The following is a 13,396-nucleotide window of genomic DNA, read 5'->3' on the forward strand; positions in this document are numbered from 1 at the left end:
TGTCTGTCCTGTTCGTGATAAATAATCGTGGTAAAACTCTGGAGAGCTGTGATCAGTTCTTTTCCGGTTTTTGCCAACCGGAGATGTTGCGCTGGCGACCTCGGGCTACGGCCAGTTCTTGCTCTGGCACATCCTTGGTAATTGTAGAGCCTGCACCTATGGTGGCGCCTTCAGCAACGGTAACCGGTGCTACAAGTGAACTGTTCGAGCCCACAAACACGCCATCACCCAAAACAGTTTTATACTTGTTCACACCATCATAGTTGCAGGTAATAGTGCCTGCACCCACGTTTACGTTAGTGCCCAGCGTAGCATCACCCACATAGCTGAGGTGGTTAATTTTACTGCCTTCCCCGACCATGGTGTTTTTTGTTTCAACAAAGTTACCTACCTTGCTGTTGGCCGCCAGTTGCGTACCCGGGCGCAAGCGAGCAAATGGCCCGATCTGGGCATTGGGGCCCACACTGGCTTGTTCGATAACGCTATGGGCATGTATGTGGGTGCCATCGGCGATGCTGGCATCAGTGATCACACAACCGGGGCCGATGGATACATGGCTGCCCAGTGTCACCTTCCCTTTAAAGACAACGTTTACATCAATCAGTACGTCGTTACCGATAGTCAGCTCGCCGCGCACATCTACCCGCGCTGGGTCGGCCAGGGTTGCGCCTTCGGTCATCAGACGATCCGCTTCCCGGCTTTGGTACCAGCGTTCAAGCTCGGCCAGTTGCAGGCGATTGTTGACGCCCTGTACTTCAAACGGATTGCCCGGCTGAGACACGCTCACCTTCATGCCAGCTGCCACAGCCATCGCGATAATATCAGTGAGGTAATACTCGCCTTGGGCGTTGCTGCTGGAAAGCTGGGGTAGCCAGTTTTTAAGATGACGAGCGCTGACCGCGAGAATGCCGGTGTTAACCTCGTTGATGGCCAACTGTTCCGGGCTGGCATCTTTCTGTTCAACGATGGCCGTAACCTGGCCGGCCTGATCGCGCAAAATACGTCCGTACCCCTGTGGGTTATCCAGAGTTACGGTCAACAAGCCCAGCGTTGTTTCATCCAGATCCTCAACCAACCCTTGCAGCGTATCTGCAGTGGTTAGGGGTACATCGCCATAGAGCACCAGTACTCGCGCATCGTCTGGTAGCTCTGGCAGAGTTTGGGCTACGGCATGGCCTGTTCCCAATTGCTGCTCCTGCATTACCCAGCTCACGCTGTAAGCATTGGAAGCGGCTTTAACTTGATCAGCTCCATGGCCAATAACGCCGTGAACTTTCTCGGCGCCCAGGGTTTGAGCTGTCTCGATGACGTGATGGAGCATGGACCGCCCTGCCACCTTGTGCAGTACCTTCGGAAGCGAAGATTTCATCCTTGAGCCCTGGCCTGCAGCCAGGATAACAACGTGCAACGGTGACATGAGGTAACAACTCCCTTACGTGGTCGGGGTTTTAATAAGGATAGTTCACACAATAAAAAAGCCGCACCTCGTAGTGGAAACCGGCATTGTGGTCGCCGTCTCAGGCGAAACAATACCCGCTACCCACGCCGGGATGCGGCTTTTTCGGTGCAAGCTCTGGCAAGCAGTTCTAGCGAACGCTCTTGCGCAGTTTTTGCAAGGTACGTAGCTGAGCGGCCGCTTCGGCCAACTCTGCAGCCGCACGATAGTACTCAAACTCGCCCGTTTTATTCGCCAATGCGGCTTCGGCGTCTTTCTGAGCCTGCACGGCGGCAGCCTCATCAACGTCTTTCGCGCGCACCGCTGTATCGGCCATCAGTGTTACAAGATTTGGCTGAACTTCCAGGTAACCCCCGGAAACGTAGAGGATTTCCTCTTCGCCACCTTGTTTGATGATCCGGACTGCCCCCGGTTTAAGGGCGGACAGCAACGGAGCATGGCCAAACTGAATACCCAATTCACCCTCGGAACCGGTAGCGATAAGCATCTCTACCAGGCCGGAGTAAATCTTCTTTTCAGCGCTTACGACGTCACAATGTACGGTCATAGCCATATCTCTAAGCCTCTTGGGTCAGAAAGTGAAAGAGGATTACTTACCTTCTTTCGCCTTCATAGCCTTTGCTTTTTCGATGGCTTCGTCCATAGAACCAACCATGTAGAAAGCCTGCTCAGGCATATCATCATAGTCACCGTTCAGGATGCCTTCGAAACTGCTGATGGTGTCCTTCAGAGACACGTACTTACCTGGTGAACCGGTAAATACCTCAGCAACGTGGAATGGCTGAGACAGGAATCGCTCAATCTTACGGGCGCGGGATACGATCTGCTTGTCTTCTTCTGACAGTTCGTCCATACCCAGGATAGCGATGATGTCTTTCAGCTCTTTGTAGCGCTGAAGTACGTTCTGAACACCACGAGCAACAGTATAGTGCTGCTCACCAATCACCAGCGGATCCAGCTGACGGGAAGTGGAATCAAGCGGGTCGATCGCTGGGTAAATACCCTTCGAAGCGATGTCACGGCTCAGTACCACAGTCGCGTCAAGGTGCGAGAAGGTGGTTGCTGGGGACGGGTCAGTCAAGTCATCCGCAGGTACGTATACCGCTTGGATAGAAGTGATAGAACCATCTTTGGTGGAGGTAATACGTTCCTGCAACTCACCCATTTCCTGGGCCAGAGTCGGCTGGTAACCTACCGCTGAAGGCATACGGCCCAGCAGTGCAGATACCTCAGTACCGGCCAGGGTATAACGATAGATGTTGTCAACGAACAACAGTACGTCACGACCTTCGTCACGGAACTTCTCAGCCATGGTCAGGCCGGTCAGGGCTACACGCAGACGGTTTCCAGGGGGCTCGTTCATCTGGCCGTAGACCATCGCTACTTTATCAAGAACGTTAGAGTCCTTCATTTCGTAGTAGAAGTCGTTACCTTCACGAGTCCGCTCACCAACACCGGCAAATACTGAAAGACCAGAGTGCTCTTTCGCGATGTTGTTGATGAGTTCCATCATGTTAACGGTTTTACCAACACCGGCACCGCCAAACAATCCAACCTTACCACCCTTGGCAAACGGGCAAATCAGGTCGATAACCTTGATGCCGGTTTCCAGCAGGTCGGCAGAGGCTGACTGGTCTGCATAGCCAGGTGCCTTGCGGTGGATACCCCAACGCTCTTCTTCACCGATCGGGCCTGCCTCGTCAATGGGGCGACCCAGAACGTCCATGATGCGGCCCAAAGTCTTGGAGCCCACGGGAACGGAAATTGGCTTGTGTGTATTTTCTGCTTTCAGGCCTCGCTTAAGGCCTTCAGTGCTGCCCATCGCGATGGTACGAACAACACCGTCGCCCAGCTGCTGCTGAACTTCCAGAGTTGTTTCGCCACCTTCAAGCAGCAGTGCGTCGTAAACGCTTGGCACGGAGTCACGTGGAAATTCCACGTCGATAACCGCGCCAATGATCTGAACGATGTGTCCGCTACTCATGCTCGGTTCCTCGTTATCTTAATAGTCAATAAAACCAGTAGGATTGTGGCGGATCAGACCGATGCCGCGCCGCTCACAATTTCCGAAATCTCTTGCGTAATGGCTGCCTGACGAGCTTTGTTATAAACCAACTGCAGTTCGTCAATAATGTCACCGGCGTTATCAGTGGCACTCTTCATGGCAATCATTCGTGCCGCCTGTTCGCAGGCAAGATTCTCTACCACGCCCTGATACACCTGGGACTCAATAAAACGTGGCAGCAGACCGTCCAGAATCGGACGCGCATCCGGCTCATAGATGTAATCCCACTGGCGACCAATATCTTCTTCTGTGCCTTCCGGCAGAGGCAAAAGCTGCTCAGCTTTTGGCATCTGCGTCATGGTGTTCACAAACTCGTTACTCACCAGGTACAAGCGGTCAATCTTGCCGTCCTGGAATGCATCGAGCATGACCTTGACGTTGCCAACCAGGGTTTCCGCACTTGGGTCATCGCCCAGGTGGGTCAGTGCAGCAATTACGTTTCCGCCGTAGTTGCGGAAAAATGACGCACCTTTCTGCCCGATTGCACAGATATCCGTGCCAACACCCTTATCTTTCCAGTCACGCATTTCGCGCACAAGCAGCTTGAACACGTTCGCGTTCAAACCACCGCACAGACCGCGATCAGAGGAGACAACGATGTAGCCAACACGCTTCACCTCACGCTCAATCATGAACGGATGGCGGTAATCCTTGTTGGACTTGGCAATATGTCCGATTACCTGGCGCATCTTTTCAGCGTAGGGGCGGGTTGCCTGCATACGCTCCTGGGCTTTACGCATTTTACTGGCGGCCACCATTTCCATGGCGCTGGTAATTTTCTGCGTGCTCTTGATGCTGCCTATCTGGTTACGTATTTCTTTTCCGATGGCCATAAGTCACTGCCTTTTCAAGTTAGACACTCATTGGGACCAACAAGCCCGCCGCAGCGGGCTGGTGGTATTACCAGGTTTGAGTGGTCTTGAATTTCTCCAGGGCAGCTTTCAGGTCAGCGGCAATTTCATCATTGTACTTGCCTTCCGAACCGATTTTTTCGAGCAGTTCTTTTTGCTCTGACCGCATCCACTCCAGCAACTGGGCTTCAAACTTGACCACTTTATCGACGTCTACGTCGTCAAGGAAGCCTTCGTTAGCGGCAAACAGAACTGTACCCATCTCAGCCACAGACATCGGGCTGTACTGGTTCTGCTTCATCAATTCGGTAACACGCTGACCGTGCTCAAGCTGTTTACGGGTGGCTTCGTCCAGATCTGAAGCAAACTGGGCAAAGGCCGCGAGTTCGCGGTACTGCGCCAGTGCCAGACGGATATTACCGCCCAGCTTCTTCATGATCTTGGTCTGCGCTGCACCACCTACTCGCGATACCGAGATACCAGCGTTCATCGCCGGACGAATACCGGAGTTAAACAGGTTGGTCTCAAGGAAGATCTGCCCGTCGGTAATGGAGATTACGTTGGTCGGTACGAACGCAGATACGTCACCAGCCTGGGTTTCGATGATTGGCAGAGCGGTCAAAGAACCGGTCTTCCCTTTCACTTCACCGTTGGTGAACTTTTCAACGTAGTCCGCGTTTACACGGGACGAACGCTCCAGAAGGCGGGAGTGCAGATAGAAAACGTCGCCCGGGTAAGCTTCACGTCCTGGTGGACGACGCAGCAACAGGGAGATCTGACGGTAGGCAACGGCCTGTTTGGACAGGTCATCGTATACGATCAGAGCATCTTCACCGCGGTCACGGAAGTATTCACCCATGGTGGTACCAGAGTAGGGTGCCAGGAACTGCATGGATGCAGGATCTGCCGCACCGGCTGCAACCACAATGGTGTGGTCCATAGCGCCGTGCTCTTCCAGCTTACGTACAACCGCAGCAATCGAAGATTGCTTCTGGCCGATGGCTACGTAAACACACTTGATGCCAGAGTTCTTCTGGTTGATGATTGCATCGATGGCAACGGCAGTTTTACCAATCTGACGGTCACCGATAATAAGCTCACGCTGGCCGCGGCCAACCGGAACCATGGTATCAATAGCTTTCATACCCGTTTGTACCGGCTCGTCAACTGACTGACGATCGATTACACCCGGTGCTACCTTTTCAACAGGGTCTGTCTTGGTCGTACCCAGATCGCCTTTACCGTCGATCGGGTTGCCCAAGCCATCTACTACTCGACCCAGCAGTTCCGGACCAACCGGAACTTCCAGAATGCGGCCTGTGCAACGTACTTTCTGGCCTTCAGCCAGATCTTCGTAGTCACCCAGTACCACGGCACCAACGGAGTCGCGCTCCAGGTTCAACGCCATGCCAAATACGCCGTTGGCGAATTCGATCATTTCGCCGTACATTACGTCGGCCAGGCCGTGGATCAGCACGATGCCGTCTGCGACAGACAGGATAGTGCCTTCATTTTTTGCTTCAGAAGAGATATCGAGCTTCTCGATTCTCTTTTTGATGATGTCACTGATCTCGGATGGATTCAGTTGCTGCATGCCTTTGTCCTCAAACCTTTTGCTGAAATCAGGAGCCCAGTGCTTTAGCCATTTTGGCCAGCTTGCCACGGACTGAAGCGTCAATAATCAAATCGCCGGTATTTACCACCACGCCGCCAATCAGCGAACGATCAACAGCGGTTTCAAGGGCGACTTTACGCTCCAGTTTGCTGGACAATGCCTCTGCCAGCTTTTGCTGCTCGTCGGCGGTCAGTTCATACGCCGTGCTCACCTTCATGTTCACCGTGCGCTCAAGCTCTGCACGGTAGAAGCTAAACAGGGTAGAAATTTCCGGCAGCAACGCCAGGCGCTTGCTTTCAGCAAGAATCAACAGGAAGTTTCTGAGCGCTTCGGGCAGCTGTTCTTCTGCAGTATCGAAAAACAGTTCCGCCTTGCGTTCCTCAGCCAGACCAGGATTGGCCAGTATGTTCTTCACAGCGTCGTCCGCCGCCAATAAACCAACAAAAGCAAGAGCCTGATCCCAGGAACCAATTGCATCTTGCTCTTTAGCGGCATCGAAAACGGCTTTCGCATAGGGCCGGGCTAACGTAGTCAGTTCTGCCATGGGACCCTCGCTTAGAGTTGTGCGGCCAGCTTGTCCAGCATCTCGCTGTGAGCTTTGGCATCGACAGAGGTTTCCAGGATCTTCTCGGCACCGGCAATGGCAAGCAATGCCACTTCTGACCTGAGTGCGTCGCGAGCCTGAACACGCTCCTGCTGAATTTCCGCCCGGGCCTGCTCAATGAGCTTTTCACCTTCTTTGCGGGCATCGTCTTTAGATGCTTCCACAATCTGGGCGGCGCGCTTGTTGGCCTGATCAATAAGTACAGCAGCTTCTTCTTTGGCTTGCTGCATTTGCTGGGCAGCTTTTTCCTGAGCTAGCTCAAGATCCAGTGAAGCCCGGTCAGCAGCAGAAAGACCATCAGCAATTTTCTTCTGGCGCGCTTCCATGGCTGCCGTGATTGGCGGCCACACATACTTCACGCAGAACCAGACGAAAATAGCGAAGGCAATCGATTGCCCTATTAACGTAAGGTTGATATTCACGGCAATATACCTCTTGCTATTCGTTGCGTGCTGGAAACCAAAAACCGGGCGCCTGGCTCTGTTTGAAAGCGTAGCGCCCGCATTATTGGGCTAATTAGCCAGCAACAACGAAGATCAGGTACATCGCGATACCAACACCGATCATTGGAACGGCATCCAGAAGACCGGCCATGATAAAGGTTTTAACCTGCAGCTGGTTAGCCATTTCTGGCTGGCGAGCGGTTGCTTCGAGCAGCTTGCCGCCCAGAATACCAAAGCCAATACCGGTGGCCAGTGCGCCCATACCGATGATGATTGCTGCTGCAATAAATACCATTTCCATTGAGAACTCCTCAGTTTTTCAGATAGTTAAGGGTTTGCTTTTTAACGGGTAAATCAGTGATCTTGGTGCGCTGCTGCAAGATAAACTATTGTCAGCATTGTGAAAATAAACGCCTGCAGCGGAATTACCAGAATATGGAAAATGGCCCAAGGCAGGTTCAGTGTCCACTGTGCCCATAGTGGCAGCAGTGCAATCAGGATGAATACAACTTCACCTGCATACATGTTACCGAACAGACGCAGTGCCAAGCTGATTGGCTTCACGATCAGTACCAGAACTTCCAGTACCAGGTTCACCGGAATCAAAGCCCAGTGATTGAAAGGCTGCATACTCAGTTCCTTGGCGAATCCGGTGATGCCTTTGACCTTCAGGCTGTAAAAAATGATCAGCAGGAAGACGCCAATGGAAATACCAAAGGTGGCGTTGGGATCGGTAGTTGGAACAATCTTGAAGTATTCAAGACCCAAAGCAGAAGCCAGAGTGGGGATGTAATCCACAGGGATGAACTTAAGCATGTTCATCAGCAGAATCCACACAAAGATAGTCAATGCCAGAGGTGCAATCAGGGGGTTGCGGGCATGAAAGCCATCGCGCACCAGGTTTTCAATGAACTCTACGGTAACTTCGACCAGGTTTTGCAAGCCACCGGGAACCCCGGTTGTTACTCGCTTGGCCACATAACGGAACAGTCCAAGGAACAGGACGCCCATTGCAATAGACCAGCCCAAGGTGTCCACATGGACAGCCATGAAGCCCATATCAGACGCTTCTTGTGCGGTACGGGCGAAAGTCCAGGCGGACTCATTCATCACGGTGCCGTCAAAACGCTCGTAGCCGGCGTCGAGCTTTCCGTAGGTCAGATTCTGGAGGTGGTGCTTAATATACTCTACTGGGGTATCAGCCATTCTGCTCTCGTCCCATCATCGCCGTGGTTGCGGCCGTATCAGCCAGCGCAAGGCGCCGCCCGCTATGACCATCACAGCAAAAGTGAATAACAGAGCCGGTACGTATACCGGCTCCATTAAAGTGAAAACGGCCGCGAAAAAAATTGCGGTAAGGGCGATTTTAGTGGTTTCCGCCCGAAACAAATTTCCCACCATCAGGTGCGCATTACGAGCGCCCTGGTAACGATAAACCCGATGTACAAACCAGGCATTTGGCACTATAAATATAAGACCGCCAACAAATGCGGAATAAGCTGCCAATGGGCTATGTAGCACCAACCACAACAAGCTGAAAATGCCTAACCCGCTGAACTCGATCGCCAACCAACGGGCTAAAGGAACATGGGTGATTCGAGCTTGCCGGGATTTCATATCACCACCGTATTTCCAATCGCGCGAAATTATATGTTTTAAGCACTTGTTGTTCAACCAGACTCTGCACGAATACTGGCTAAAATTTCACCATCTCAGACTTTAGAACTGTTATCTATCACACAATTAGTGCTTTGCGTCTGTTGCGGTCACGACATCTGGTGGTTGTAGGTCTTTGGGCCTATAGGCAGTTTTTTACTCGTGATTAGCGGATATGACCAAGAATGCCGTCCAACTCATCGAGCGAGCTGTACTCTATGACCAGTTTTCCTTTGCCTCGCTGGCCATGATCTATGGAAACTTTTGCTCCCAGGCGCTCAGCCAAGTCATCCTGAAGTGCGCGTATGTTCGGGTCGAGCGCGCCCTTTTTCGCAGGTTTCCCTGCTGACGCCTCTTGCTGTAACCGGCGCACAAGCGCTTCGGTCTGTCGTACAGAGAGCGATTTGGCAACAACCTGTTTCGCCACCTGCATCTGCTGTTCTGGCGAAAGGGTCAGCATGGCCCGGCCGTGCCCCATTTCCAGATCACCGTGCTCCAGCATTAACCGCACATCTTCGGTTAAACCAATCAGGCGCAGAAGATTGGTGATGGTCGTGCGGGATTTACCTACTGCTTCAGCCACCTGGGCCTGAGTCAGGCCAAACTCTTCCTGCAAACGCTGCAGTGCGAACGCCTCTTCTATGGGGTTGAGATTTTCCCGCTGAATGTTCTCAATGAGCGCCATGGCAATGGCAGCTTCGTCGGAAACATCGCGGATGATGGCCGGAATGCTATCCAGTTCGGCCATCTGGGTGGCACGCCAGCGACGCTCGCCAGCAATCAGTTCATACCGACCCTCTGCTAAGGGGCGCACCACAACCGGCTGCATTACGCCCTGTTGGCGAATGGAGTCGGCCAATTCCTGTAAAGCGGCAGGATCCATGTCGCGTCGTGGCTGATAACGGCCGCGCTGGATCAGATCAATCGGAACCTGTCGCAACTCACCGTCGTGGCTTTTCAGCTCCTGATCCAGGTTAACCCTGGATCCGGCCAGCAAGGCTCCTAGCCCACGCTCACCCAATCCTCGTTTCTTCGCCGCCATGGTATCAGTCATTCTTCCTGTTGATAGTCGTTGTGCATCTTATATAAACAAACGAGCTAATATGTTACACCGCAACCGAAGCAGATGTCTTTTTCGCCCCGTGGCGGCGCACCATTTCCCCAGCCAGGGCCAGATAAGCGATGGCCCCTTTCGACGCTTTGTCATACTTTAACGCTGGCATGCCATAGCTGGGCGCTTCAGCAAGGCGCACGTTACGCGGAATAACCACCCGGTAAACCTGATCCCCGAAGTACTCGGTCAGCTGGCCGGACACATCCCGTGTGAGGCTGCTCCGGGGGTCGTACATGGTTCTGAGAATGCCTTCAATTTCAAGGTTCGGATTAACTGTCTCCTTGATCTGCTCCACTGTATTCATCAGTGCAGCCAGACCCTCCAGGGCGTAATACTCACACTGCATGGGAATAAAGATAGAGTCAGCTGCAGACAACGCATTTACGGTTAACAGGCTCAGTGAAGGTGGGCAATCGATCAGAATGTAGTCGTAGTTTTCCCGAACACTGTTAATGGCGAGCCTTAGCCGGTGTTCGCGACCAATTTCATTCATCAACTCCACCTCAGCGGCGGTCAAATCACCGTTGGAAGGAATAATGTCAAAGCCGGAGGCTTCCGCCGGGACAATCACTTCGGCAGCCGACGCGCGCTTGGTAAGCAGGTCGTAACCGGAAAGTTTCAGGTTGTTTTTATCCACACCACTGCCCATGGTGGCATTGCCCTGGGGATCCATATCCACCAGCAAAACCCGGCGCTTGGTGGCGGCCAATGAAGCGGCAAGATTGACGCAGGTGGTGGTTTTTCCCACACCGCCTTTCTGATTGGTCACTGCAATCACGCGCGCCATGTCTCGCCTCCTTGTTGATGGATACAATTACTGAATACGGTCGCGAATTACTCCCTGTCGGGACTAATCAACCCGGCTCACAACCAGCAGGTGTCTCTCGCCGCCTGCGCCGGGAACATTCAGGGAATGCGTAGATGATACCTGCCAGCCAGCAGGAAGGGCAGCCACCTCATCATCCGGATACTGCCCTTTCATGGCAAGAAAGCTGCCGTTGTTCGCCAGCAACCCTTCGCACCAGTTGACCAGATTCTCCAGGGCGGTAAAGGCACGGCTACTGATCTGGGTGTATGGCTGCTCCGGTTTACAGTCTTCTGCCCGGCCATGAATAACGTCTACATTATTAAGGCCGAGCTCCAGTACACACTGGTTCAGAAAGCGGGTTTTCTTGCCGTTGCTGTCCAGCAAGGTAAAACGCCGTTCTGGAAGCACAATGGCCAGAGGAATACCCGGCAAACCGCCACCGGCACCAACATCGAGCAAGTGTTCTGTCGTTACCCAGGGCAAAATACTGAGGCTGTCCAATAGTTGCCGGGAAACCATTTGACGCTCGTCCCGCACGGCTGTCAGGTTGTAGGCCCGGTTCCACTTATTGAGCAATGCCAAAAACGCCAACAACTGTTGTTGCTGGGCTCCACTGAGGGGAATTTGCATGTGTGCCAGCCCTTCCCCGAGCTGACGCTGCCAAAGTGCTTGTGTCATGTTTGTATCAAGCAGTCTGCTTGCGGAGAAGCTCTCGCTTCTTCAGATGAACAAGAACCTGCGAGATTGCAGCCGGCGTAACACCCTGGATTCGCGAAGCCTGAGCAACCGTTTCTGGCCGCACTTCTTTCAGTTTCTGTTTGATTTCGTTGGAAAGGCCACCGATCACATCGTAATCCAGATCTATGGGCAGCGCGGTGTTCTCATTCCGGCGTAACCGTTCAATTTCGTCGGTCTGGCGAGAGATATAACCTTCGTATTTGATTTCGATTTCAACCTGTTCCGCTACCACCGGGTCATCTGCTTGTGCGGCACCGATTTCAGCAATATGGCTATAGCTGATTTCCGGGCGGCGAAGCAGTTCTGCCAATGTGTTATCGCGGGTCATAGGTTGCTTAAGGTAAGCATTGGCGCGCTCGGCTGCGTCCGTGGACGGGTGAATGCGCGTGGTTTCAAGCCGCTTACGCTCACTCGATATGGCTTCACACTTTTCACTGAACTTTTCCCAGCGTTCATCGTTCACCAGGCCCAGCTTGCGACCGGTCTCAGTCAGCCGCAGATCGGCGTTATCTTCACGCAGAATCAAACGGTATTCAGCACGGCTGGTAAACATGCGGTAAGGCTCTTTGGTGCCCATGGTGATCAGATCGTCCACCAGCACTCCGAGGTAGGCCTCATCCCGGCGCGGGTACCATTCGCTTTTGCCCTGCGCCCGCAAGGAGGCGTTCAAGCCCGCCAGCAAGCCTTGGGCGCCGGCTTCTTCGTAGCCGGTGGTGCCGTTGATCTGGCCAGCAAAATACAGCCCCTGGATAAACTTGGTTTCCAGAGTGTGGCGCAGATCCTGGGGGTTCAGGTAGTCGTATTCGATGGCGTAACCCGGCCGGGTGATATGGGCATTCTCAAAACCAGGGATCGAGCGCACGGCCGCCAGCTGGATATCGAACGGCAGACTGGTGGAGATGCCGTTGGGGTATAGCTCGTTGGTTGTCAGGCCTTCCGGCTCCACAAAAATCTGGTGGGAATCCTTGTCGGCAAACCGATTGACCTTGTCTTCGATGGACGGGCAGTAACGCGGCCCGACACCTTCAATATTGCCCGCAAACATGGGCGAACGGTCAAAGCCACTGCGGATAATGTCGTGGGTCTGCTCGGTAGTGCGGGTTACATAGCAGCAAACCTGGTCGGGGTGCTGGTCGCGACTGCCAATAAATGACATAACCGGCGCAGGGTTGTCGCCCCACTGCTCCTGCATCACAGAGAAATCGACACTGCGGGCATCAATGCGTGGCGGCGTACCGGTTTTCAGGCGGCCTACATTAAACGGCAGCTCCCGCAACCGCTTCGCCAGTGCATTGGCGGGCGCATCGCCGGCACGGCCGCCGGAATGCTGCTGCATGCCAATGTGGATAACCCCGCCGAGGAAGGTGCCCGTGGTCAACACCACGGTTTTGGCGTTAAACCGGATACCTGTCTGGGATACCACGCCGGTAACCTGATCGTTTTCCACAATCAGATCATCTGCCGCCTGCTGAAACAGGGTCAGATTGGGCTCGTTTTCAAGAGTGTAACGAATGGCGGCCTTGTACAATACCCGGTCGGCCTGGGCACGGGTGGCCCGCACGGCCGGGCCTTTGCGGCTGTTGAGCACGCGGAACTGGATTCCCGCCAGGTCTGTGGCCTGCGCCATGGCACCGCCAAGGGCGTCAATTTCCTTCACCAGATGGCTTTTCCCGATACCGCCAATGGCGGGGTTACAGGACATCTGGCCCAGGGTTTCGATGTTGTGGGTCAGCAGCAGGGTTTGCGAGCCCATGCGCGCCGCCGCTAGAGCGGCTTCGGTACCGGCATGGCCACCACCAATGACAATCACATCGAAACGGGTTGGGAAATCCACAGTTCACCTCAGAAATCGGGGGGATAAAAACAGGGCGGGAGTATAACGTTTCACCCGGGAAATTGCAGTCAGAATGTGCAATTTTTAACCAGAAGTACCTATAAACCGCAATCGTTAAGTGGCAAACGCTGGGGCAAATACCTGCCCCACACCGTTTTTCGGCTTGTGGAAAACTGAAATCACCGGGTTTTCATAGGCTTGGGCGGCTCTCC

14 protein-coding genes are annotated in these 13,396 nt (G+C 53.6%); all 14 read right to left on the reverse strand.

Annotated elements, in window-relative coordinates; translation table 11 throughout:
• Positions 1-52: 52 nt before the first annotated feature.
• Positions 53-1,417: a bifunctional UDP-N-acetylglucosamine diphosphorylase/glucosamine-1-phosphate N-acetyltransferase GlmU gene (gene glmU, locus CDH47_RS05225; RefSeq protein WP_100638817.1), complete on the reverse strand. Its 1,365-nt coding sequence runs from the start codon at positions 1,415-1,417 to the stop codon at positions 53-55.
• Positions 1,418-1,586: 169 nt separating this feature from the next.
• A complete protein-coding gene (locus tag CDH47_RS05230) occupies positions 1,587-2,009 on the reverse strand; it encodes a F0F1 ATP synthase subunit epsilon (RefSeq protein ID WP_100638818.1) in 423 nt (140 codons plus the stop codon).
• A gap of 36 nt (positions 2,010-2,045) precedes the next feature.
• Positions 2,046-3,440 (reverse strand): F0F1 ATP synthase subunit beta, encoded by a 1,395-nt coding sequence (gene atpD, locus CDH47_RS05235; protein WP_100638819.1) that lies wholly within the window; start codon positions 3,438-3,440, stop codon positions 2,046-2,048.
• 53 nt (positions 3,441-3,493) lie between these two features.
• Positions 3,494-4,354, reverse strand: a complete 861-nt coding sequence (atpG, locus tag CDH47_RS05240) for a F0F1 ATP synthase subunit gamma (RefSeq protein WP_100638820.1) — start codon at positions 4,352-4,354, stop codon at positions 3,494-3,496.
• A 67-nt stretch (positions 4,355-4,421) separates the two neighbouring features.
• The gene (gene atpA / locus CDH47_RS05245; RefSeq protein WP_100638821.1) at positions 4,422-5,966 is read right to left on the reverse strand and encodes a F0F1 ATP synthase subunit alpha; all 1,545 of its coding nucleotides are present in this window, start codon (positions 5,964-5,966) and stop codon (positions 4,422-4,424) included.
• A 28-nt stretch (positions 5,967-5,994) separates the two neighbouring features.
• Positions 5,995-6,531 carry a F0F1 ATP synthase subunit delta gene (locus CDH47_RS05250; RefSeq protein ID WP_100638822.1) on the reverse strand — a complete coding sequence of 179 codons (537 nt, stop codon included), beginning with the start codon at positions 6,529-6,531 and terminating at the stop codon, positions 5,995-5,997.
• An 11-nt stretch (positions 6,532-6,542) separates the two neighbouring features.
• Complete coding sequence (locus CDH47_RS05255) at positions 6,543-7,013, reverse strand: F0F1 ATP synthase subunit B (RefSeq protein WP_100638823.1); 471 nt, start codon at positions 7,011-7,013, stop codon at positions 6,543-6,545.
• Between the two features lie 94 nt (positions 7,014-7,107).
• Positions 7,108-7,335, reverse strand: coding sequence for a F0F1 ATP synthase subunit C (gene atpE / locus CDH47_RS05260; RefSeq protein ID WP_014873137.1), 228 nt, complete (start codon positions 7,333-7,335; stop codon positions 7,108-7,110).
• A 53-nt stretch (positions 7,336-7,388) separates the two neighbouring features.
• On the reverse strand, positions 7,389-8,240 hold the full coding sequence (atpB, locus tag CDH47_RS05265) for a F0F1 ATP synthase subunit A (RefSeq protein ID WP_100638824.1): 852 nt from the start codon (positions 8,238-8,240) through the stop codon (positions 7,389-7,391).
• A 15-nt stretch (positions 8,241-8,255) separates the two neighbouring features.
• On the reverse strand, positions 8,256-8,651 hold the full coding sequence (locus tag CDH47_RS05270) for an ATP synthase subunit I (protein ID WP_100638825.1): 396 nt from the start codon (positions 8,649-8,651) through the stop codon (positions 8,256-8,258).
• Between the two features lie 205 nt (positions 8,652-8,856).
• Positions 8,857-9,732 (reverse strand): ParB/RepB/Spo0J family partition protein, encoded by an 876-nt coding sequence (locus tag CDH47_RS05275; RefSeq protein WP_100639310.1) that lies wholly within the window; start codon positions 9,730-9,732, stop codon positions 8,857-8,859.
• 64 nt (positions 9,733-9,796) lie between these two features.
• Positions 9,797-10,591 (reverse strand): ParA family protein, encoded by a 795-nt coding sequence (locus tag CDH47_RS05280; protein WP_100638826.1) that lies wholly within the window; start codon positions 10,589-10,591, stop codon positions 9,797-9,799.
• A gap of 63 nt (positions 10,592-10,654) precedes the next feature.
• The gene (gene rsmG / locus CDH47_RS05285) at positions 10,655-11,290 is read right to left on the reverse strand and encodes a 16S rRNA (guanine(527)-N(7))-methyltransferase RsmG (RefSeq protein WP_100638827.1); all 636 of its coding nucleotides are present in this window, start codon (positions 11,288-11,290) and stop codon (positions 10,655-10,657) included.
• Between the two features lie 7 nt (positions 11,291-11,297).
• A complete protein-coding gene (gene mnmG / locus CDH47_RS05290) occupies positions 11,298-13,184 on the reverse strand; it encodes a tRNA uridine-5-carboxymethylaminomethyl(34) synthesis enzyme MnmG (protein WP_100638828.1) in 1,887 nt (628 codons plus the stop codon).
• Positions 13,185-13,396 lie beyond the last annotated feature (212 nt).

The organism is Marinobacter salexigens (genome assembly GCF_002806945.1).
Lineage (GTDB): Bacteria > Pseudomonadota > Gammaproteobacteria > Pseudomonadales > Oleiphilaceae > Marinobacter > Marinobacter salexigens.